The sequence below is a fragment of the Rhodococcus sp. PSi06 genome (assembly GCF_054960675.1).
Genome location: NZ_JBHNYO010000024.1, coordinates 21,488 through 44,480 on the forward strand (window position 1 = coordinate 21,488; position 22,993 = coordinate 44,480).

Here is a 22,993-nt window from a genome sequence, read left to right on the forward strand (position 1 = left end):
GCGTCCTCAGACGGTGAATACGTCCCCCGGAAGAACGGCATGCACCGGTCCACTGAACTCCGCTTTGGCCTCGGCGATGACGTCCTCGCGAGACGTCCACGGCGGAATGTGAGTGAGCAGCAGTTCGCCCACCCCGGCTTCGCGGGCGATTCGACCGGCCTCGGTTCCGGACAGATGTACGCCCTCGGGTCGCTCGGGACTGTCGGTCCACGATGCCTCGCACAGGAACACATCGGCACCGTGCGCCAGATCCTGCACCGCCTGACACATTCCCGTATCGCCGCTGTAGGTGAAGATGCGGCCTTCCCCGGTAGTGATCCGCATGCCGTAGGACTCCGGCGGATGGAACACCTGCCGCGTCAGAATCGACAGCTTGCCGAACTCCACGGTGCGGCCGTCCACCCACCGACGCAGATCGATGGTGTCGGACATGTCGTCGATCTGCCCGCCGCACTCGGCCGAGGCAACTCCGAGCCGAAACGCGGTGTCCTTGGGCCCGTAGACGATTGCGCGGCCCTCCGGCGGGTTGGGGTGGTACCTACGCCACACCAGCAGTCCCGGAACGTCGAGGCAGTGATCGGCGTGTAGATGTGAGAGCAGAACACTCACATCTCCCGGATCGGCGTGACGCTGCAACGCCCCGAGGACGCCGGGTCCGAAGTCGAGAACGACCGGCGCAGTCTCCTCTTCTTCCAGGAGATAGCCCGACGCGGGTGAATCGGGTCCGGACACACTGCCCGAACATCCCAGGACGGTAATTCGCATGTAGGCCATGCTGCCACGCCGAGCGCGTCACTCGAAACGTTCGGGCACTATTCGCATCGCGAGTCGGCGAAATCGACCACCGAACGGCGACCCGACGGTCACGAAGCGGATCGACCGAGTGCTTTCGTCCGGGCGCGCTCGGCGCGTGCATCGGCCGACAACATCCGGGCGGCGACCACTCCGCCGATGGCCCCGAACAGATGGCCCTGCCAGGAGATGTTCGGATCGCTCGGCAGTACGCCCCACAACGCGCTGCCGTACAGCACGAACACCACCACGCCGATCGCCAGCTGGCCGAGTTGCCGGGTGAAGAAGCCTCGAACGAGCAGGTAGGCGATGAACCCGAAGATCAGAATCGATGCACCGATCGTGTTGCTGTAGGCCCCGGCCGTGAGCCAGGTACCGAAGCCGCCGACGACCCAGATGATCCCGGTGGCCGCCAGACCACGAGCCATTCCCGAGAGCAACACCAAGAATCCGAGCACGATCATGGGGACCGTGTTGGCGATCAGATGCTGCCAATCGTCGTGCAGGACAGGCGCGAACAGAATGCCCCACAGTCCGTCGACGGACCTGGGCTCGATTCCGTTGCGTTCGAGCCGCGATCCGCTCGCGACATCGATGATCTCGATGATCCACAGCAGCGCGACGAATGCTCCGACGAATACCGCCGCCTGCATCCACGCGGGCCGCTCTCGGGTGCCGGGAAGCTTGCCGGTCTCACTCATGATCGCCTCCAACCTCGGTATCACCACGGTACCGGTAGGGCTACCTGCCGGTCAGGAACGCGTTGCGGGGAAGGCCGAGGGGAACATCTGGCGGTAGGTGGGGATGCCGGCCACCGAGGTGGCGTCGAGCAGGGCGCGGACGATCGCCCGTTCCACGACGAGTGCAGCCGCTTCGGTGACCGCAGCAAGTACCGGTATCTCGGCGGAGAACGCAGCGGGTACCGAAGACTCGGCGGCGGCGGGCTCGGTACCCGTGGACACGGCGAAGACGGTGTCGCCGTCGAGTGGCGAGTGCGCAGGTCGGATTGCACGCGCGAGCCCGTCGTGGCCCGCGACGGCAATCCGAGCGCAGGACGCCGACGACAGCGTCGCGTCCGTGGCGACCACACCGATCGTGGTGTTGAGGGCACTGTTCTTGGGATCGAGCGCCAGCGCGGCCTGCACCTCGTCGGCGTGGGGCTCACGCATGCCGAATACCGCAGGGCCCAGAGTGCTGGTGCCCCACAACAAGCCTGTCCGTGGATCGAACACCTCGCCGACGGGATTGGCGACCATCAGAGCCGCCACCGTCACCCCGTCGGCCGGGCCGCCTTGGATCACCGTGCTCGCGGTGCCCACGCCTCCTTTGAGCACGCCGGCGCGGGCACCGACTCCTGCCCCCACCGATCCCGTCGCGAACTCGGTCGCCGCCGCGGCCGCGGCGCGGTAGCCGAACTCCGCGGTCGGGCGCGCTGCCCAGTCGCCGACGGGCAGATCGAAGATCACCGCGGCCGGCACGATCGGCACGACGTGCCCTGGACTGCCCATCGGGATGCCCTGTTCGTGCTCCTCGAGCCACCGCATGACGCCGTCTGCGGCCGCCAGCCCGTATGCACTGCCCGCGGTCAACAGGATCGCGTTGACGTGTCGAACGGAATGACTCGGATCGAGTAGATCGGTCTCGCGCGTTCCCGGTCCGCCGCCGCGTACGTCGACTGCCGCTGTTGCGCCACCATCGACGCGAACCACGGTGCAGCCGGTGGCCGAACCGGATCCCATCGAGGCGTCGTCGTCGAGTTCGTGATGATGGCCGACCGACAGACCTGCCACATCGGTCAGGCAGTCCCGTGGTCCGGTTTTCGCGAAGGCTGCGGTCACGTCGGCGTCCTAAGGAACGAGGACCTGTACCAGGGAATCCTGCATCCAGGTCAACCAGTGATACACGTCGAGGTGCGGGGCGCGAGGATCGCCCTCGTCGAGGACATCGGGTGTGTCTGCACTGATGCCCAGTGTGGTGCCGAGAGCCAGCCGGACGTCGTTCAGTCCGGTGAGCCACGCGTCGGCCTGCTCCTGGGTCAGCACGATCTTGCCCCCGGACTCGGGCAGTGTGGACAGGATCATCGATCCGGCCGCCACCTTCTCGTCGATGATCTCGGGCTCGTGAAGGCCACGGAGAGCGCCGTTGAGATCGGTCGGATCCTCGTCGTCGCGGCTGGGATCGGCGCGGTGGAAGTCCGGGAGCAGCCGTGCCAGCGCAGCATCCTCGGGCGGAGTGTTGTGGCCGGTACGCAGACCGGTCAGCGCGGCCAGCTCGTCGGTGGGCGCGTCGGCGGAACGGTCACGCAACAATCCGAGGACCGAGCCGACCAGAGACCTGAGCACTGCAGCCTCACGCGCATCGATCTCGGATTTGATCTTGACTCCGGACAGCGAATTCCGTCTCGTCCACGTGCGCACTGTTGCTGATGTCCTTCTCTGACGGGGAGGTGGTGAGCTGTTATTTGTCCTGCTGCATGGTGGCCCACAGACCAGCCGCGTGCAGGCGTCGAACATCGTTTTCCATCGCGTCACGCTCACCGCTCGACACGACGGCTTTGCCCTCGGAATGAACCTGCATCATCAGCTCGGTCGCCTTGGCCTTGCTGTAGCCGAAAAGCTTCTGGAAGACGTAGGTGACGTAGTGCATGAGGTTGACCGGGTCGTCCCACACGATCGTGACCCACGGAGTGTCGTGTGCCTCGTCGGCGGCAACGGCCTCGGTCTGGGCCGGTACCGCTTGCGGTGACGCTGCGCGGACCTCACCTGCCGAGACGCCGTCCACGGGCAGAAGCGACACATCCACCGTCAACCAAGGCATGCCCATCAGGGTACGGCGTGTCGGGCCAGCGCCCCACCGTCGCCCCTTCGCTCGTAGGGTGGGCGAGGTGAGCAACGACGCGACCACCGATCACACGATTTCCAACGCCGGCGTCAGCACCGCGCTGTTGACCGATCAATACGAATACACGATGCTGTCGGCCGCTCTGGCCAGCGGTAATGCAGATCGTGTGTGCAGCTTCGAGGTATTCGCGCGGAGGCTGCCCGCAGGCCGCCGGTATGGGGTTGTGGCAGGCACCGGGCGAATACTCGACGCCCTCGAGCGTTTTCGGTTCGGCCCGGACGAGCTACGGATCGTGGCCGAATTCCTGGACGCGGACACCGTCGAGTGGCTGCGCAACTACCGTTTCACCGGCGACATCGACGGTTACCGCGAAGGCGAGCTCTATTTCCCCGGCTCGCCCGTACTGACCGTCCGCGGCACGTTCGCGGAGTGCGTCGTTCTCGAAACTCTGGTGTTGTCCATCCTCAATCACGACAGTGCCATCGCGTCGGCGGCAGCGCGGATGAAGGCGTCTGCGGAATCGCGACCGATCATCGAGATGGGATCGCGGCGCACCCACGAAGAGGCCGCCGTCGCGGCGTCACGGGCGGCCTATCTGGCCGGCTTCACCGCAACGTCCAATCTGGAAGCCGTCCGCAGGCACGGCGTTCCGGGCGCAGGCACGTCGGCTCACGCCTTCACCCTGCTGCACACCACCGACGACGGCCCGGACGAAAAGTCTGCCTTCGCGGCGCAGGTACGCGCCCTCGGCGTGAGCACCACCCTGCTCGTCGACACCTACGACATCACCCAGGGAGTCGCCAACGCCATCGAGGTGGCCGGGCCCGAACTCGGCGGGGTGCGCATCGACTCCGGAGACCTCGGGGTGCTCGCGCGCCAGGTGCGCGACCAGCTGGACGCTCTGGGCGCACCGAAGACCAAGATCGTCGTCTCCGGAGACCTCGACGAATACGCGATCGCCGCACTACGGGCCGAGCCGGTCGACTCCTACGGCGTCGGCACATCGCTGGTCACCGGTTCGGGTGCACCGACGGCGGGCATGGTCTACAAACTGGTCACGGTCGACGGTATCCCTGTCGCCAAGCGCAGCAGCCACAAGGAATCCCGCGGAGGCACCAAGGCCGCGATGCGGACGGCACGCAGCACCGGTACAGCCGTCGAGGAGATCGTGCACCCGTTCGACGCTCACCCGACCGTCGACGACGACGATGTGACGGTAGAGACGTTGACCACGCCGTTGGTCCGCGGCGGCGAGCGCGTCCCCGACCTGCCGACGCTGGCCGACGGCCGGAAACTCCTTGCCGCGCGGCTGGTCAGCCTGCCGTGGGAGGGCCTGAAGCTGTCCCAGGGCGAACCGGCGATACCGACCCGCTTCGTCGAGAGCTAGGGGCGGTGTCGGTGCCGAACCCCACGGGCGATCGGCAGTAGTCTTCTTCGGTGCCGTCGAAGACCGAGTTGCCCACCGTCCCCGCTCTCCTGCAGGTCGCGGTGCATTCGCTGGGCGGCAAGGAACGTAGCAATCAGTTGACGATGGCCTCGGCGGTGGCGCACTCGATCGACACCGGTGAGCATCTCGCGGTACAGGCAGGCACCGGTACCGGTAAGTCCCTCGCGTACCTCGTGCCCAGCATCAGGCACGCGGTCGAATCGGGAAAGACCGTCATCGTCTCCACCGCCACCATCGCGCTGCAGCGGCAGTTGGTCGATCGCGACCTGCCGCGCCTGTCCGATGCGCTGACCGACGCTCTGGGCCGGCGGCCGAAGTTCGCAATTTTGAAGGGCCGCAACAACTACCTGTGCATGAACAAGATCCACACCGGTGCCGCGCAGGAAGCTCCGGATGCGGAACTGTTCGACCCGTTCGCGGTCTCGCGCATGGGTCGCGAGGTGGTCCGGCTGACCAAGTGGTCATCGGAGACCGAAACGGGTGACCGGGACGACGTCGTACCCGGAGTCAGCGATCAGGCCTGGCGTCAGGTCAGCGTCACGGCGCGCGAATGCCTGGGCAAGTCCCGCTGCCCCGTCGGAGAGGACTGCTTTGCCGAGCGCGCCCGCACCGAGGCCGCCCAGGTCGACGTCGTGGTGACCAATCACGCCCTGCTCGCGATCGACGCGATCACCGGAATTCAGATCCTGCCCGAGCACGACGTCGTGGTCGTCGACGAGGCTCACGAATTGGTGGACCGCGTGACCGGCGTTGCCACCGAGGAGTTGTCGGCCGCCACCGTCACCGCTGCCGCTCGCCGGAGCGCGAAGTTGATCGAAGAAGAGACCGTGGACCGACTCGAAGGAGCGGCCGAGAACTGGGCTGCAATTCTCGATGAGCTACCCCCCAGCCGCTGGCAGTCACTGCCCGACGGCGTCGGTCCTGCGCTCGCCTCCATCCGCGACGCCGCCTGGGCCGTCCGCACCGCGATCGGCCCCACCAAGCAGGGCATGGCGGCCAGCGACCCCGAGGCCGCCGCGGCTCGCAGTGCCGCACTCGTCGCGGTCGACGAGGTCCACGACAGCGCGGTTCGCGTCCTCACCGCGTTCGACGAACCCGATCCGGCCAAGCGTCGAGACGTCGTCTGGCACGCCGTCGACGACTTCCGCGGCAACGTCAAACGCACCGTCCGCATCGCTCCGCTCTCGGTGGGCGGGCTACTGCGGGCCAGGCTGTTCGCGGAGTCCACCGTGGTATTGACGTCGGCGACTCTGACGGTCGGCGGCTCGTTCGACGGATTGGCCGTCAACTGGGGATTACCCGCGGAGACGCCGTCACGCAGCGACACGGCGATGGCATCGGGGGTGGAGCCGCCGTCCGACGACGGGTCGATTCGCTGGAATTCGCTGGACGTCGGTTCGCCGTTCGACCACGCTCGCGCCGGCATCATGTACATCGCCAAGCACTTGTCTCCACCCGGACGCGATGGACTCTCCAAGTCCTACCTCGACGAAATCGAGTCGCTCGTCAGTGCCGCTGGAGGGCGAACGCTCGGGCTCTTCTCCTCGATGCGTGCGGCCAAGGCCGCTGCGGAGGAGATGCGGGAGCGTCTCGACACACCGGTCCTGTGTCAGGGCGACGACTCCACCGGCGCGCTCGTGCAGAAGTTCGCCGATGACGAGGCCACGTCTCTGTTCGGAACCTTGTCGCTGTGGCAGGGCGTCGACGTGCCCGGTCCGTCGCTGAGCCTGGTGATCCTGGATCGGATTCCGTTTCCCCGACCCGACGACCCGTTACTCGTGGCCCGGCAGCAGGCCGTCGAGTCCCGGGGTGGGAACGGGTTCCTGGCAGTCGCAGCCAACCACGCAGCGCTGCTGTTGGCCCAGGGCGTCGGCCGCCTGCTCCGCAGCGTCGACGACAAAGGCGTTGTCGCCGTTCTCGATTCGCGCTTGGCCACGGCCCGCTACGGCGGCTACCTCCGAGCCTCCTTGCCTCCGTTCTGGGAGACGTCGGACCCGGAGGTGGTGCGCAAGGCGCTCACCCGTCTGGCAGGTAAGTAGCGCCTGCGCCCCTACGGAGCCGAGACCAGACCCAGCTCTGCATCCGAGGCCAGGCCGGCGTGGTGCGGCAGTACACGCACGGTGTATCCCACTGCGCCACTGTGCGGCAGCGTGCTCTCGCCTGCATAGACGTGCTCGCTGCCCTCGGTACCCACGTGCGTCATGACCGACGTCCGGATGTCGGTGAGGTTCTCCTCGTCGTCGGCGCGACCCACCACCGCCTGCACCACGACGTCCGACGCGTCCAAACCGCCGAGGTCGACGTTCGCGCGCAACGACAGTTCCGCACCGATCACCGGAGTGTCCGGTAGTCCTTCACTGTCGACGTGGGTGACTTTCACTGCGCTCCAGGACTGTTCGATGCGGCGCCGGTACGACGCCACATCGGCGGCACCGCGGTGACCGTCGGCCGAGACCGCTCGAACCGACTCGGCAGCCGGCGCGTAGTAGCCGAGTGTGTACTCCTGCACCATTCTCGACGCCAGCACCTTCGGGCCCAGCTGTTCGATGGTGTGGCGCACCATCTCGACCCATCGGCTGGGCATGCCGTCCTCGCCGCGGTCGTAGAACTTGGGCAGCACAGCTTGTTCGAGCAGCTCGTACAGCGCAGCTGCTTCCAGATCGTCTCGTCGCTCGTCGTCGGTGACGCCATCGGCGGTCGGGATGGCCCAGCCGTTCTCGCCGTCGTACATCTCGTCCCACCACCCGTCGCGGATCGAGAGATTGAGGCCGCCGTTGAGTGCCGATTTCATGCCCGAGGTACCGCACGCTTCGAGCGGACGCAGCGGATTGTTCAGCCACACATCGCAACCCCAGTACAGGAAGCGTGCCATGGACATGTCGTAGTCGGGCAGAAATACGATGCGGTGCCGCACTCCGGCGTCATCGGCGAATCTGACGATCTGCTGGATGAGCGCCTTTCCGCCGTCGTCTGCGGGATGCGACTTGCCGGCCACCACCAGTTGAACCGGTCGCTGGGGGTCCAGCAACATCGCTCGCAGTCGCTCGGGTTCGCGCAGCATCAGAGTCAAGCGCTTGTACGTCGGTACGCGTCGAGCGAACCCGACCGTCAGCACGTTCGGGTCGAAAACGTTTGCAGTCCAACTGATCTCGGCCTGGGTGGAGCCTCGTTCGAGTGCCGATCGTCGCACTCGGCGGCGTACCTCGTCCACCAATTGCGCACGCAGTGCGTTACGCGTGGACCACAGGTGCTCCGAGGACAATTCGCCGCCCTGCGCCCACTCCCGCGCAGACCACGTCGGGGCGTGCACTCCGTTGGTGACCGAGCCGATGGGCACCTCGGATGCATCGAATCCCGGCCACAGTCCGTTGAACATCTCGCGGCTGACGATGCCGTGCAGCTTCGACACTCCGTTGGCTCGTTGACCGAGCCGCAATCCCATGTGCGCCATGTTGAACACCGAGGGATCGCTCTCGCCGCCGAGTGCGAGAATGCGGTCCATCGGCAGGCCCGGCAACAACGCGGAATCCGGTCCCCCGTCGGCACTGCCGAAGTAGTGCCGCACCAGATCGGCCGGAAACCGGTCGATTCCTGCGGGGACCGGGGTGTGCGTGGTGAACACGGTGCCGGCGCGCACCGCAGCGAGAGCCGAGTCGAAGTCCAGCGCGCCGGTGGTGACGAGTTCCCGGATGCGCTCTACGCCGAGGAAGCCTGCGTGGCCCTCGTTCATGTGGAACACCTCGGGGTCGGGCAGACCGTGTGCACGGGTGTAGGCCCGAATTGCCCGAACTCCGCCGATACCGGCGAGGATCTCCTGCTTGATGCGGTGGTCTTGATCGCCGCCGTACAACCGGTCGGTCACCCCGCGTAGCTCGGGATCGTTGTCGGCGATATCGGAATCGAGCAACAGAAGCGGGACACGTCCTACCTGGGCGATCCACACGCGCGCACGGAGTACGCGCGATCCCGGCATGGACACGTGGATCAGAACGGGAGCGTCCCCATCGTCGGTGAGCAGCCGCAGCGGAAGACCGTGTGGGTCCAGGGACGGATAGCGCTCGGCCTGCCAGCCATCGGCGGTCAGCGACTGGCGAAAGTACCCCGAGCGGTAGAGCAACCCGACGCCTATCAGCGGAAGACCCAGGTCAGAGGCTTCTTTGAGGTGGTCACCGGCCAGGATGCCGAGGCCGCCGGAGTAGTTGGGCAGCACCTCGGTGACGCCGAACTCCATCGAGAAATACCCGATGCCCGACGGCAGAGCCCGTCCCTCGGACAGCTGATCCTGATACCAGAGCGGGCGAGCGAGGTAGTCGTGCAAGTCCTTCTCGGCGGCGTCGAGCTCGGTCAGGAACGTCTCGTCGGCGGCCAGTTCTTCGAGACGGTCCGGTGCGACGGCTCCGAGCACCGCCAACGGATCACGTTCGAGTTCGGTCCATAGCAGCGGGTCCACGTGCTCGAACAGATCCTGCGTCGCCGTGTGCCACGACCACCGGAGGTTTGTCGAGAGCTCGGCGAGGGCATTCAGACGGGCGGGAAGGTGGGCTCGGACGGTGAATCGACGCAAGGCTTTCACAGAGCCGAACCCTACCCACGGATACCTGTGCCGATGGGGTGCTCGGCGAAAATTGCCTCGTCGGTCCGTCGCGGTCAGTATGCGTCGGCGCACGCGCCATCTGCGCTGCTGCACTACGGTTGACGAGTAGAAGCACACCAAATATCGGTTCGATCAGAGGTTGCGCCCGCGCAGCCATACCTCTAACGAAGAATGGAGTGTGAAGTGACAGGTCGACTTGGTATCGACAATGTCCTTCCAGATACGACGACCGGGAAATACCCCGCGAAAGCGGTGGTGGGCGAGACCTTTCCGGTCTCCGCCGATGTCTGGCGCGAGGGTCACGACGCGGTGGCCGCGACGCTGTCGGTGCGCGGACCGGGAGGCAAGCTCGAACGCATTCCCATGACGCCCGGCCACGAGCCGGACACGTTCGACGCGGTGTTCGTCCCGTCCCGGCCCGGTTACTGGATCTGCCGTATCGAAGCGTGGAGCGATCCGGTGAGCACCTGGCGGCATGCCGTCGAGGCGAAGCTCGGCGTCGGTCAGAGTGCGCACGAACTCGCGAACGACCTCGAGATAGGGGCGCGCCTGTTCCTTCGCGCCTCCACCGGAGTTCCCGCAGAGAGCAGGCAACTACTCGCCGATGTCGCCGCTGCCCTGCGCGACACCGATCGCCCGCTGCCGGCGCGGGTGTCCTCGGCATTCTCGGCCTCGGTCGCCGAACTGCTGTTCGCGCATCCGTTGCGTGAGCTGGTGACGAGGTCGCGGGCGGTCAACATCTGGGTCGATCGCAATCTCGCTCTCAACGGTGCGTGGTACGAGTTCTTCCCACGATCGACCGGCGGCTGGAACGAGGACGGCTCACCTCGGCACGGCACCTTCGCCACATCGATCGAGCAACTGCCTCGCATCGCGCGAATGGGCTTCGACATCGTCTACCTGCCACCGATCCACCCGATCGGCACGATCAACCGGAAGGGTCCGAACAACACGCTGACTCCCGGCCCCGAGGACGTCGGGTCGCCGTGGGCAATCGGGTCGAAGGACGGCGGGCACGATGCCATCCATCCCGAGCTGGGAACCGAGGACGATTTCCGAACCTTCGTCGCCGCCTCGCACGAGCACGGCCTCGAGGTGGCACTCGACCTCGCCCTTCAGGCCGCTCCCGATCACCCTTGGGCCGCAACACATTCCGAGTGGTTCACCGTCCTTCCGGACGGCACGATCGCGTACGCCGAGAACCCTCCGAAGAAGTACCAGGACATCTATCCGGTCAACTTCGACAACGATCGACGCGGCATCTACGAAGAAGTACTGCGCGTTGTCCGCTACTGGATTTCACTGGGCGTCAAGGTCTTCCGAGTCGACAACCCGCACACCAAGCCACCGGACTTCTGGGAATGGCTCATCGCCGAGGTCAAGAAGACCGATCCGGACGTGCTGTTCCTCGCCGAGGCGTTCACCAGGCCGGTTCGTATGTACGGCCTGGCACAGCGCGGCTTCACCCAGTCCTACACGTACTTCACCTGGCGCACAGCCAAGTGGGAGCTGACCGAGTTCGCCGAAGAGCACGCTCGACGAGCCGACGACGCTCGTCCGAATCTCTTCGTCAACACTCCGGACATCCTGCACGAGAGCCTGCAACACGGCGGGCCTGGAATGTTCGCTCTGCGAGCAGCCCTGGCGGCCACGTTGGCACCGACGTGGGGCGTGTACTCCGGGTACGAACTGTACGAACATCAGGCCGTACGAGAGGGCAGCGAAGAGTACCTGGACTCGGAGAAGTACCAACTGCGTCCGCGCGATTTCGAGGGTGCGCTGGCCCGCGGTGAATCGCTCGAGCCGTGGATCACCACGCTGAACGCAATTCGGCGTGCGCATCCCGCGCTGCAGCAATTGCGCAACATCCATTTCCACACGATCGACAACGAAGCGCTGATCGGGTATTCGAAATTCGATCCGCAGACCGGCGACTCGGTTCTGGTGGTCGTCAACCTCAATCCGTTCGGAGCCGAGGAGGGCACCGTCCATCTGGACATGCCCGCGCTCGGCCACGACTGGCAGGACACCCTGACGATCAAGGACGAGGTGAGCGGCATCCACTACAACTGGGGCCACACCAACTTCGTCCGACTCGAGCCGTGGACCTCGGTGGCGCACATCTTCACGCTCCCCCACATTCCCTATCCGGCACGAATCGAACTGGCCTACCGCGGCAACCGAAAGTGAGTGGATTCAACGTGACCAAGAATCCGACGACGCCCGAAGACACCGTCGCAGCCCCGTCCGACAACGATCTCGATCTGATCGCCGCTGGTCGGCACTACAACCCGCACTCCGTGCTCGGTGCGCACCCGGTGCCCGGCGGAACGGCAATCCGTGCGCTCAAGCCCGACGCCGAGAAGGTCGTCGCCCGGGTCGGCGGCGTCGACCACGAGTTGACCCACGTCGCCCACGGCCTCTTCTCTGCGCTGGTCCCAATCGAGGACCTGATCGATTACCGGCTCGTGGTCACCTGGCCGGGTGGGCACGTGTCCGAATCCGCCGACGGGTACAGGTTCCTGCCCACCCTGGGCGAGCTCGACCTGCACCTGTTCGGCGAGGGCCGACACGAGCGCCTGTGGGACATTCTCGGTGCGCACCAGCAGTTCTACGCCACCCCCGACGGCCCCGTCACCGGTACCTCGTTCGCGGTGTGGGCCCCTGCCGCGCAGGGCGTCACACTGGTGGGCGACTTCGACGGGTGGACCGGCCGTAGTTGGCCGATGCGCGTCCTCGGCTCCACCGGGGTTTGGGAGCTGTTCGTCCCCGACATCGCACCCGGTGCCCTGTACAAGTTCCGTGTACACGGCTCCGACGGTTCGGTGAAGGACAAGGCCGATCCGATGGCGTTCGCCACCGAGGTTCCACCGTCCACCGCATCGGTCGTCACCGCGTCGTCGTACACCTGGAGCGACGAGAAGTGGCTCGACACCAGAGCCGGGATCGAACCCACGCAGGCACCGATGAGCGTGTACGAAGTTCACCTGGCGTCCTGGCGACCGGGTCTGGGGTACCGCGAGCTGGCCGAGCAGCTCGCCGAATACATCACCGAGACCGGGTTCACTCACGTGGAATTGCTCCCGGTTGCCGAGCATCCGTTCGGCGGGTCCTGGGGTTACCAGGTGACGTCCTACTACGCACCCACATCCCGGTTCGGCAGCCCCGACGATTTCCGCTACTTCGTCGACCACCTGCACAGCGCCGGAATCGGCGTCATCGTGGACTGGGTGCCTGCCCACTTCCCCAAGGACGAATGGGCGCTCGCTCGATTCGACGGCGGCCCGCTCTACGAACACGGCGACCCGCAGCGAGGTGAACAACTCGACTGGGGCACTTTGGTTTTCGACTTCGGCCGGCGCGAGGTTCGCAACTTCCTGGTCGCGAACGCCTTGTACTGGATCGACGAGTTCCACATCGACGGCCTTCGGGTCGACGCCGTGGCATCGATGTTGTACCTGGATTACTCCCGGCCAGAGGGCGGTTGGACTCCCAACGTCTACGGCGGCCGTGAGAACCTCGAGGCCGTCACCTTCCTGCAGGAGATGAACGCGACGGTGCACAAGAAGCACCGCGGCGTGGTCACCGTGGCCGAGGAGTCGACGGCGTGGCCCGGCGTCACCCGTCCCACGAATGTCGGCGGACTCGGCTTCAACATGAAGTGGAACATGGGGTGGATGCACGACACTCTCGGCTTCCTCGGGCGCGATCCGATCCACCGGAGCTACCACCACCACGAGATCACCTTCTCGCTCGTCTACGCATGGAGCGAGAATTACCTGCTGCCCATCAGCCACGACGAGGTGGTACACGGCAAGGGCACGCTGTGGACCCGTATGCCCGGTGACGATTACACCAAGGCGGCAGGGCTACGCGGGATGCTCGCGTACATGTGGGCACACCCGGGCAAGCAACTGCTCTTCATGGGCCAGGAATTCGGGCAGACCCGGGAATGGTCCGAGGAACGCGGCCTCGACTGGTACCAGATCGACGAGGAACCTCTACACAACGGCATCAAATCCCTTGTGTCGGATCTGAACGCGACGTACAAGTCGCATCCGGCATTGTGGACTCTCGACACCTCGCCGAGCGGGTACTCGTGGATCGACGCCAACGACACCGAGAACAACGTACTGAGCTTTCTGCGGTACGGGTCCGACGGTTCGGTCATCGCGTGTATTTTCAACTTCTCCGGTTCCGAGCACGGCAGCTATCGTGTGGGACTACCGGAACCCGGCCGTTGGATCGAAATCCTGAACACCGATGCGACGGAATACGGCGGCTCCGGAGTGGGCAACCTGGGTGAAGTGACGGCAACATCGCACTCGTGGCACGGTCGACCGGCGTCAGGCCAGGTTGCACTTCCAGCCAACGGGGCGATCTGGATCAAACTGGAGCAATAGATGAGTGGCGGCCGCACGTCTCGACCATTGGCTGCGGCCGCCACTGCAGGGCTCCTCCTCCTCGCCTCGTGCGCGCAGACGGTCGGCGGTAATGCCGTGTCCATTTACGAGAACCCGTTCACCGTCGCCGGCTTACCGGTCACGAATGGTCCGAGCGGACCACGTCCGGGTGTCCCCGACTCGACGATCGAGGTCGAGAACGCGGAGGGCACCGACTCCGACATCCTCGCCACCAACGCTGTCGACGACATCCAACAGTTCTGGGCACAGCAGTATCCAGCCCTGTTCAAAGGCTCGTTCACCCCGATCACGAACGTGGTCTCGTGGGACGCATCCGAGGACGAAGGATCCGGCGTCAGATTTTGCGGCGACCGAACCGGCGGTGTCCCCAACGCCGCGTACTGCACGCGCGACGACTCGATCGGGTGGGACCGGACCATTCTGCTTCCCGCTCTGGTCGATGCATTCGGACCGATGTCGGTGGTGATGGTGATCGCCCACGAGTACGGCCACGCCATTCAGAACCAATCGGGTCTCGTCGGTGACGACACTCCCACCATCGTGGCCGAACAACAGGCCGACTGTTTCGCCGGCGCGTTCATTCGACATGTGGCAGAAGGCGATTCGCCGCACTTCACCATCAACACGTCCGACGGACTCAACGGAGTTCTCGCCGCAACGGTCGCTGTCCGCGATGTCGATCCCAACGATCCGGAGTCGGTGCACGGCTCCGCCTTCGAACGCGTCACCGCCGTGCAGATCGGCTTCACCGACGGCGCAGCCGCCTGCACACGCATCGACGAGGCCGAAATCGATTCACGCAGAGCATCACTGCCGCAGAAGTTCAGCGACGCCGACGATTCCGGTGAGCTACCGGTCACCGAGGACACCCTGGGTGCCTTCACGAAGTCTTTCGAGATCGCGCTTCCGGTCGCCGATCCGCCGACGGTGGACTACGCAGGATCGGACACCGGGTGCGCCGACGCCGAAGCCACCACTCCGGTGTCGTACTGCCCATCGACCAACACCATCGGTGTCGATGTGGAAGAACTCGCAGAACGCGGCATGCCCGAGACCCCACAGCGCGGAGACATATTGCCGCTCAACGTATCCGGCGACTACAGCGCCTACGTTCTGTTTGCCTCGCGCTATACGCTCGCTGTGCAGAAGGAAGCGGGTCAGACGCTCGACGACCCGCAGACCGCACTCCGCTCCGCATGCCTGTCCGGGGTCATCACCGCTGCGTTGAGCGCTGAGTCCAGTGACACCGGTCTCGAAATTCAGCTCTCCCCCGGCGATCTCGACGAGGCCGTGTCCGGACTGCTCAGCGACGGCCTGGTCGCCAGCGACGTCAACGGTACGACACTCCCGTCCGGCTTCTCCCGAGTCGACGCCTTCCGCTCGGGAGTCCTGGGCGGTAAACAGCTGTGCGAATCGCGCTACAACTGAGCGATTTCAGTACAGCGCGGACGCGAGCTTGCGTCGGGCAGACACGACCAGCGGGTCGGCTGCGTCGAACAGCTCGAACAGTTCGAGCAACCGGGTACGTAACGCGGTCCGGTCGTCGCCCGCGCTGACCTTGATGCCCGCGATCAGCCGAGCAAAAGCTTCCTCCGGCTGCTGACCGGCCATCTCGGCGTCCGCAGCGTCGATCCGGGCCTGGACGTTGGAGGGGTCAGCGTCGGCGGTCTCGATGGCGTCGGGTGCCACGTTCTGCACCCGGGCCAAGAACTTGACCTGACGCAGCGCCGCGACGGCGTCGGTGTTGTTCGGTTCGGCGTCGATGATCGCCTGGTAGGCAGCGACTGCCTTGTCGAAGTCTCCCTCGTCGATGGCTTCTTCGGCAGCGACGATTCGTGGATCCTCGACCTCGGGTTCCGGTTCTGCTGCAGCCGGCCCGGGGGGACCGGTCAGCTTTCCTGCGGTCGCCTGCTCGACGGCCTGCAGCCACTGCCGCAGTTGCTCGTCCGACTGCGTGCCTTGGAAATCGGCCAGAGGTTGGCCCGCTGCCACGGCTACGACAGTCGGGATGGCCTGAACGCCGAACGCCTGCGCGATCTGCGGACTGGAATCGACGTCGACTCGGGCCAGCACCCACGCACCTGCGGCCTCGACAGCCAATTGCCCCAGCTGTCGGGTCAACGCCTGCGACTGCGGCGAGCGGGCCGAGCCCAGATCCACGATCACCGGAACCTGGGTGGACCGTTGTAGTACCTCGGCCTCGAACGTCGCTGCCGTCACATCCACGATCGGTGCAAGCCCTCCGGCTTCGCCGGCGGGCTCGGCCGCTGCAGCAGGTGCCGGACGGTCCTTGAGAACGGAAAGGTCGACAGCACCGGCGATCGAAGCGGGGACAGCGGCTGGGCGGACGGGAGGACGGGAACCGGGTCGAGTCACGCCCTACAGTTTGTCACTAACGCGGTGGGTCATCCACTGGTGGGCAGTCAGGACAGAACCTTGGCGTCGGCTACGGGCCGGCCCGTGCTCAGCTCGGCGAGGCGTCCGGTGCGCGCGGCCCAGATCTCGAAGATCACGGTGCCGAAGGGCGGGAACGCCGCGACGAGCGCCAACAGGGTTGCCTTCACGTCCCACTTCAACTTCACTGCCGTCAGCACCGCTACACCCAGGTACACGATGAACACTGCGCCATGGACCGGCCCGAAGATCTTCACGCCGATCTCGTTGCCGTCGGCCGGCAAGTACTTGAAGGCCATTCCGATCAGCAGTCCCAGCCAAGTGAACGCCTCGAGCACAGCGATGAATCGGAAACGGGTGGCCGTGCTGCGCAGGTTGAAGAAGTTGGTCATGCCAGCCATTGTGCCCGGTTTGTTACGACAGAACGTAGTGGCTCTGGTCTCACTATCCGACCGGAGCCACTACGGTCTTACTTCGTCGGTACCCGAACGATCAGGGCGTCGCCCTGACCACCGCCGCCGCACAGTGCGGCTGCGCCGACTCCGCCGCCGCGTCGCTGCAATTCGAGGGCCAAGTGCAATGCGATTCGAGCGCCGGACATGCCCAGGGGATGCCCGATGGAGATGGCACCACCGTTGACGTTCACGATCTCCGGATCGATGCCGAGCTCACGTGTCGAGGCGATTCCTACTGCTGCGAACGCCTCGTTGATCTCGACGACGTCGAGGTCTTTCGGGTCGATTCCGTCCTTTTCGCACGCCTTGGCGATGGCACGGGCCGGCTGCGACTGCAGCGTGGAGTCGGGGCCGGCGACCACACCGTGGGCCCCGATCTCGGCGAGCCAGGTCAAACCGAGAGACTCCGCCTTCTCCTTGCTCATCACAATCACGGCGGCAGCACCATCGGAAATCTGCGACGCCGAGCCGGCAGTGACTGTTCCGGCCTTGTCGAACGCGGGTCGAAGCTTGCCGAGGGAATCGACCGTGGTGTCCGCGCGGATGCCCTCATCGGCCGTGAACTGGATCGGGTCGCCCTTGCGCTGCGGAATCGTCACGGGAACGACCTCGTTGTCGAAGATGCCGTTCTTCCAGGCCGCAGCGGCCTTCTGGTGTGACCCAGCGGCGAAGGCGTCCTGCTCCTCACGGCTGATGGCCTCGGCACTCTGGTTGCGCTGTTCGGTGAGCGCACCCATGGCCTGGTCGGTGAAGATGTCGTACAAACCGTCGTATGCGAGGTGATCACGCATCGTGACATCGCCGTACTTGAATCCGGCCCGCGACTTCTCCAGCATGTGCGGGGCTTGCGTCATCGATTCCTGACCGCCGGCGACGACGATCTCGAACTCACCGGCGCGAATGAGCTGATCGGCCAGCGCGATCGCGTCGACGCCGGACAGACACACCTTGTTGATCGTCAGCGCAGGCACCGTCATCGGGATTCCCGCGGCCACGGCTGCCTGGCGGGCCGGGATCTGGCCGGCTCCGGCGGTCAGAACCTGGCCCATGATGACGTAGTCGACCTGATCGGGCGCAACCCCTGCCTTCTCGAGTGCACCCTTGATGGCGATCCCGCCGAGATCCGATCCCGAGAAGTCCTTGAGCGCACCCGAAAAGCGCCCGACGGGCGTACGAGCGCCGGCGACGATGACTGTTGTGGTCACGATTTCCTCCGAAAGTGTGAAGACGGCCTAGTCGAGATCAACGCTCCGACGCCCCGTCCGATTCCGGCCGGGCGGAACACCGAAACGCAGCTGGCGCTAACGTCATGGCCATGACCTCCAGCACTCAGTCTTTCACGGGAGCCCCGCTCCGCTCCGACCTGGTGACGGCTATCGACCACGTCGGTATTGCGGTCCCCGACCTCGATGCGGCCATCGCCTGGTACACCGACCACCTCGGCATGGTCGCGGTGCACGAGGAGATCAACGAGGAGCAGGGCGTCCGCGAGGCGATGCTGTCCTTCCCCGGTGCCGGCGAGCAGGCGGCCGCATTGCAGTTGCTCGCACCGATCGACGAGTCGTCCACCATCGCCAAGTTCATCGCCCGCAACGGCCCCGGACTTCAGCAGTTGGCCTACCGCGTCACCGACATCGAGGAAATCTCGACCGAGTTGCGCGCCCGCGGCGTACGGCTGCTGTACGACGCCCCCCGCCGCGGCACGGCCGATTCTCGGATCAACTTCGTCCATCCCAAGGACGCCGGCGGAGTACTGATCGAATTGGTCGAGCCGAACACCGAGGCGCACTGATCGAACTCTGTGAAGCAGCCGTATGGCTCTCCACTTGACTCAACGGTAAATTGACGGCCATGGCCATCGATCATGAGCGCACTTCTACGGTGCAACTTCCCTTTTCCATCGTTCGGAAAGGGTTCGACCGCGACGAAGTCACCAACTACTTCGAGCGATTCGACGCCGAGCTTCGTCTGACGACGGCCGACCGTGATGCGGCCGCCGCGCAGGCTCGCGATCTGGCCAAACAACTCGACGACGCTCGTGACGAGATCGACGAACTGCGCAAGGACATCGACCGTCTGTCGGTTCCGCCCACCACGGCCGAAGGCATGAGCGACCGGATCTCGCGCATGTTGCGCCTGGCGTCCGACGAGGCGTCCGAGGTGCGTGCGAAGGCGCATTCGGAGTCCGAGGAGATGATCTCGGTCGCGCAGCAGGAGAGCGCTCGACTACGCGGGCGGCACGAGTCGCTCGTTGCAGAACTCGAAGAACGCCGAACGGCTCTGGAAACAGAGCACCAGCAGACCATGGCTCAGGCGCGTACCGAGGCAGCCCGCGTGGTCGAGGCCGCCCAGGCGGAGCGAGACAAGCTCGCCGCCGAGTCCGAGGCCAAGCGCGCCAAGGTCCAGGAGGACTTCGAGATCACGATGGCCGAGCGTCGCACCAAGGTGCTCACTGCGCTCGAGGAGCTGGAGGCGTCGAGCAAGGCGGATGCAGCTCGTCGTATCGAAGAGGCGACCACCGAGTCCGCTCGTCGACTCGAGGCCGCCAGCGAGCAGGCAGAACGACGGATCGCGCACTCCAAGGAATTGGCCGAGGAGCTCCGCGTCCTGCGTAGTCGCGTCCTCGCCCAGCTACTGGGCATTCGCGGCCAGCTCGACTCGGTTCCGGCCATGCTCGCATCGGTCAATCGAGAGAGCGAACTGCTCGACAATCCCGACCCGACGGCAATCCTGAAGAAGGAAGAAGAGAAGGCCGCCGCCAAGGCCGAGAAAGACAGCGACGAGGCGAAGGAATCAGCCGACTCGACATCCTGACCTCGCAGTACCCGCTGGGCCTCCCCGCTACGACCATCTGCGGGTGAGGCCCCGCGTGTTTCGGCCGGTCCAACATCCGGAGTGCCAGTGGCGGCGGTTGTCCGCTCCGCCGAAATCGTCCGAAGGCCACGCGACGATGTGCGCGACGCCCGGCCGCACCTCGTGATCACACCCGGGGCACCGATATGTCTTGACTGCCTTCGCGCCGGGAATCATGCGCGTCGTGTACATGTCGCCGTCCGGACCGACCTCGGTCCGGTTGCCACCCAGCACCGAGTCGGTCGCAGGACCGAGATCAGTCGGGCCGCTCCGACTCGGACGGCGGGGTTGGTTACGACGGGGCACCCGTCCAGTGTAGAGAACCGGCCGATGGGTGCCGAAAGTCGTCAGAAAAGCCTGAACTCGGTACTGTCGGTGCCGCGCAGGACGTCGTAGTCGAGTGTGAGACAACGAATACCACGGTCGGTGGCCAGCGTCTTCGCTTGCGGCTTGATGACCTGGGCGGCGAAGACTCCACTCACCGGGGCCAACAGCGGATCACGATTGAGCAGCTCGAGATACCGAGTCAATTGCTCGACGCCGTCGATCTCACCACGTCGCTTGATCTCGACCGCCACGGTTCCACCATCGGCGTTCCGGCACAGCAGATCCACCGGTCCGATCGCTGTCATGTATTCACGCCGAACGAGGGTGTATCCATCGCCCAACGTGCTCACGTGCTCGGCCAGCAACTCCTGAAGATGGGCCTCCACACCGTCTTTCACCAAACCTGGGTCGATCCCGAGCTCGTGACTCGAATCGAGCTCGACGTCGTCGATGGTGATGCGAAGTTCCTCGCCGGCCTTGTTGGTGACGACCCACTTGATCGTCTCGTCCTCGGTGGTCTCGACCGTCCAGCAGGGTGGAGACATCCAGTTGAGCGGCTTGTACGCCCTGTCGTCTGCGTGCACACTCACCGAACCATCGGACTTGACCAGCAGCAGACGCCGAGCCGATGGGAGATGTGCGGTGAGGCGGCCGACGTAATCGACTTGGCAACGAGCAATAACTAAACGCACTCGACCACCATAGGGCAGACGCCCCGTTAGTCTGTGACGACCATGCCGCAATTGAGACGATCCTCCAATCCGCTGGGTTCCCGACTTCTCGGGGACACCACCGAATCACCGCGCCGACGGCGAATCCGAATCCAGCTGTTGCTGACCGTCTTTCTGATCCTGTCCAACTTGATCGGTGCGGTCATCGTCGGTGTGTTGATCAGCGTCGTGGTGCCGGGCCCGAACGTGCTGGAGATGGATCGCTATTGGTGGGTCAATTTCATCGTTGTGCCGGTATACGTGTTCCTGGCGTTTCTGGTGGGAGTCGGTTGGGGCACCACCCGTGCGCTGCGCAGTCTGCGCTGGGGCATCGAGGATCGCCAGCCCACACGATCCGAACAGGTCGCGACCCTCGCGATGCCGTGGCGACTGACACGCATGCAAATTGCGCTGTGGACCGGTGGATTGGTGCTGCTGACCACGATCGACGGCATCATCGAACCACAGGCGATCCCCAAGGTCGCGTTCACGATCGCCGCAGGCGGCACTGTCGTCTGCGCGTTCAGCTACCTGCTCAGCGAGTTCGCACTGCGCCCGATTGCGGCTCGGGCTCTGGAAGCAGGCGACCCACGGCGCATCCGTATCGCCGGGGTCATGGGTCGCTCGCTTCTGTCGTGGCTGTTGGGAACCGGCGTTCCGGTCTCCGGGCTGATGATCATCGCGGTCTTTCGATTCCTCCGACCCGAGACGACATCCGCCCAGCTGGCTGTGTCCATCCTCGCGCTCGGCGGCATCACGATCGTCTTCGGTTTCGCATTGACCGTGCTCGGCGGCTTCGCGACCACCTCCCCCATCAACAACGTTCGTGCCGGTATGGCCGAGGTCGAGAAGGGCAACATGGATGTCCGGCTCGCGGTATACGACGGCACCGAGCTCGGTGAGCTGCAGAGTGGGTTCAACCGGATGGCCGACGGCGTTCGCGATCGGGAGAAGATCCGCGACCTGTTCGGCCGGCACGTCGGCCACGAGGTCGCCGAGAAGGCGCTGCAGTCCGAGAGCGAACTCGGCGGAACGGAACGCGACATCGCTGTGTTCTTCATCGACCTGGTGGGTTCGACGGAGCTGGCAGCATCCCGGCCCCCTACCGAGGTAGTGCATCTCCTCAACCGTTTCTTCGCGGTGGTGGTCGACGAGGTGGACGAGCATGGCGGCTTCATCAACAAATTCGAGGGCGACGCCGCGCTGGCCATTTTCGGAGCCCCGAACGAAATTTCCGACCACTGCGGATCCGCGCTGGCTTCCGCACGCGCAATTGCCCGACGGTTGTTGGTGGAAGTTCCCGAATGCAGCGCCGCAGTAGGTGTTGCGGCCGGACGCGCAGTGGCCGGCAACGTCGGTGCAAAATCCAGGTTCGAGTACACGGTCATCGGAGACCCGGTGAACGAGGCCGCTCGCCTATCCGAATTGGCAAAAAACGCGCCGGGAGCGATTCTTGCGTCCAAGACAGCCGTCGAGGGCGCAGCAACGGAGGAAGCAGATCGCTGGGAATTCGGAGACGCGGTGACTTTGCGGGGACGGTCGGCGGAGACCGTTCTGGCGAATCCGAAAGACGTGGAGGTCGCCGCAGACGAGAATGAATCCGTGCACGCCTGACGGTCGGATTCACCGTCCGGTTGGCCTGTCCTGTTGCGCGTCACTGTCGTCGTCATCGACATCACGTCGTGCTCGGCCGGCTCCCGTAGCAAACGCACGCGCGTGTGCCAGGCGCACGCTAATTCGTTCACGATTCCGCTCGCTCCTCACGGATACGGGCCGTGTGTCGAGTTAGTTTCGCGAACGCGCTCGTTGGATGCGTGCGACGTGGTGGGTGGACGGGACGCGAGTAGGCGTGCGTCTAGCGAATGCGCGCGCGTGTGCGACGGGGTGGCGCGTGTGCGACGGGGGCGCGGGCTGACGAGGTAGGTGGCCGGCAGTGTCTGGGACGTCGCGAGCCGTGGACAGCCCCGGGGTTTCGCCACTGCGCTCGCGTGTGGGCCAGCGGGGTGTGGTGCCCCTTCGGGGGGCGTTGATCTGCCTGTCCGCTGTGGTGGAGGCTCCGGCCGTGAGGCGGGGGTCCGGGCGGGGCGGTGCGGTTCGGGTTGTGGTGTGTGGGTGGGGGTTTCGAAATGCGTGATGCCCCGAACCTGGAGGGGTTC

The 22,993-nt window shown here is 65.3% G+C and carries 19 protein-coding genes; 8 read left to right on the forward strand and 11 right to left on the reverse strand.

The annotated features are described in order from the left end of the window. Positions 1-6 precede the first annotated feature (6 nt). From ACFI9K_RS24470 to clpS, 5 genes are all read right to left on the reverse strand, one after another. Positions 7-765, reverse strand: a complete 759-nt coding sequence (locus tag ACFI9K_RS24470) for a cyclic nucleotide-degrading phosphodiesterase (protein ID WP_462665912.1) — start codon at positions 763-765, stop codon at positions 7-9. 98 nt (positions 766-863) lie between these two features. After that, the gene (locus tag ACFI9K_RS24475) at positions 864-1,493 is read right to left on the reverse strand and encodes a rhomboid family intramembrane serine protease (protein WP_462665913.1); all 630 of its coding nucleotides are present in this window, start codon (positions 1,491-1,493) and stop codon (positions 864-866) included. A 51-nt stretch (positions 1,494-1,544) separates the two neighbouring features. Then, a complete protein-coding gene (locus ACFI9K_RS24480) occupies positions 1,545-2,630 on the reverse strand; it encodes a P1 family peptidase (RefSeq protein ID WP_462665914.1) in 1,086 nt (361 codons plus the stop codon). 9 nt (positions 2,631-2,639) lie between these two features. Next, positions 2,640-3,209 (reverse strand): oxidative stress transcriptional regulator AosR, encoded by a 570-nt coding sequence (gene aosR / locus ACFI9K_RS24485; RefSeq protein WP_222095933.1) that lies wholly within the window; start codon positions 3,207-3,209, stop codon positions 2,640-2,642. 40 nt (positions 3,210-3,249) lie between these two features. Further along, positions 3,250-3,609 carry an ATP-dependent Clp protease adapter ClpS gene (gene clpS, locus ACFI9K_RS24490; protein ID WP_462665915.1) on the reverse strand — a complete coding sequence of 120 codons (360 nt, stop codon included), beginning with the start codon at positions 3,607-3,609 and terminating at the stop codon, positions 3,250-3,252. Positions 3,610-3,667: 58 nt separating this feature from the next. Between clpS and ACFI9K_RS24495 the strand changes: the two genes are divergently transcribed. Then, positions 3,668-5,020 carry a nicotinate phosphoribosyltransferase gene (locus ACFI9K_RS24495; RefSeq protein WP_462665916.1) on the forward strand — a complete coding sequence of 451 codons (1,353 nt, stop codon included), beginning with the start codon at positions 3,668-3,670 and terminating at the stop codon, positions 5,018-5,020. 50 nt (positions 5,021-5,070) lie between these two features. After that, positions 5,071-7,119, forward strand: coding sequence for an ATP-dependent DNA helicase (locus ACFI9K_RS24500; protein WP_462665917.1), 2,049 nt, complete (start codon positions 5,071-5,073; stop codon positions 7,117-7,119). Positions 7,120-7,130: 11 nt separating this feature from the next. Here ACFI9K_RS24500 and glgP read toward each other — a convergent pair whose 3' ends face one another. Beyond that, complete coding sequence (glgP, locus tag ACFI9K_RS24505; protein ID WP_462665918.1) at positions 7,131-9,653, reverse strand: alpha-glucan family phosphorylase; 2,523 nt, start codon at positions 9,651-9,653, stop codon at positions 7,131-7,133. Positions 9,654-9,857: 204 nt separating this feature from the next. On the opposite strand from glgP, the gene ACFI9K_RS24510 reads away from it, so the two are divergent. From ACFI9K_RS24510 to ACFI9K_RS24520, 3 genes are read left to right on the forward strand one after another with little or no spacing between them, the layout of a single operon-like run. Then, entirely contained in the window at positions 9,858-11,864 is a 2,007-nt protein-coding gene (locus ACFI9K_RS24510; protein ID WP_462665919.1) for a maltotransferase domain-containing protein, read from the forward strand. Positions 11,865-11,875: 11 nt separating this feature from the next. Beyond that, on the forward strand, positions 11,876-14,077 hold the full coding sequence (gene glgB / locus ACFI9K_RS24515) for a 1,4-alpha-glucan branching protein GlgB (protein ID WP_462665920.1): 2,202 nt from the start codon (positions 11,876-11,878) through the stop codon (positions 14,075-14,077). Further along, entirely contained in the window at positions 14,078-15,526 is a 1,449-nt protein-coding gene (locus tag ACFI9K_RS24520) for a neutral zinc metallopeptidase (protein WP_462665921.1), read from the forward strand. Positions 15,527-15,532: 6 nt separating this feature from the next. On the opposite strand, the gene ACFI9K_RS24525 is transcribed toward ACFI9K_RS24520, so the two are convergent. The 3 genes from ACFI9K_RS24525 to ACFI9K_RS24535 form a co-directional block, all read right to left on the reverse strand. After that, positions 15,533-16,474, reverse strand: coding sequence for a co-chaperone YbbN (locus ACFI9K_RS24525; RefSeq protein WP_462665922.1), 942 nt, complete (start codon positions 16,472-16,474; stop codon positions 15,533-15,535). 47 nt (positions 16,475-16,521) lie between these two features. Continuing rightward, positions 16,522-16,893 (reverse strand): DUF3817 domain-containing protein, encoded by a 372-nt coding sequence (locus tag ACFI9K_RS24530; RefSeq protein ID WP_222095940.1) that lies wholly within the window; start codon positions 16,891-16,893, stop codon positions 16,522-16,524. A gap of 68 nt (positions 16,894-16,961) precedes the next feature. Beyond that, the gene (locus ACFI9K_RS24535) at positions 16,962-18,152 is read right to left on the reverse strand and encodes an acetyl-CoA C-acetyltransferase (protein WP_462665923.1); all 1,191 of its coding nucleotides are present in this window, start codon (positions 18,150-18,152) and stop codon (positions 16,962-16,964) included. Between the two features lie 104 nt (positions 18,153-18,256). Between ACFI9K_RS24535 and mce the strand changes: the two genes are divergently transcribed. After that, the gene (mce, locus tag ACFI9K_RS24540; protein ID WP_462665924.1) at positions 18,257-18,739 is read left to right on the forward strand and encodes a methylmalonyl-CoA epimerase; all 483 of its coding nucleotides are present in this window, start codon (positions 18,257-18,259) and stop codon (positions 18,737-18,739) included. A 59-nt stretch (positions 18,740-18,798) separates the two neighbouring features. Beyond that, positions 18,799-19,761, forward strand: a complete 963-nt coding sequence (locus ACFI9K_RS24545; protein ID WP_462665925.1) for a hypothetical protein — start codon at positions 18,799-18,801, stop codon at positions 19,759-19,761. A gap of 27 nt (positions 19,762-19,788) precedes the next feature. Here ACFI9K_RS24545 and ACFI9K_RS24550 read toward each other — a convergent pair whose 3' ends face one another. Together ACFI9K_RS24550 and nucS are read right to left on the reverse strand one after the other, a co-directional pair. After that, complete coding sequence (locus ACFI9K_RS24550; RefSeq protein WP_462665926.1) at positions 19,789-20,106, reverse strand: ATP/GTP-binding protein; 318 nt, start codon at positions 20,104-20,106, stop codon at positions 19,789-19,791. Positions 20,107-20,147: 41 nt separating this feature from the next. Then, on the reverse strand, positions 20,148-20,819 hold the full coding sequence (nucS, locus tag ACFI9K_RS24555; RefSeq protein WP_032375951.1) for an endonuclease NucS: 672 nt from the start codon (positions 20,817-20,819) through the stop codon (positions 20,148-20,150). A 42-nt stretch (positions 20,820-20,861) separates the two neighbouring features. Between nucS and ACFI9K_RS24560 the strand changes: the two genes are divergently transcribed. After that, the gene (locus ACFI9K_RS24560; protein WP_462665927.1) at positions 20,862-22,451 is read left to right on the forward strand and encodes an adenylate/guanylate cyclase domain-containing protein; all 1,590 of its coding nucleotides are present in this window, start codon (positions 20,862-20,864) and stop codon (positions 22,449-22,451) included. The last annotated feature ends 542 nt before the right edge of the window (positions 22,452-22,993 follow it).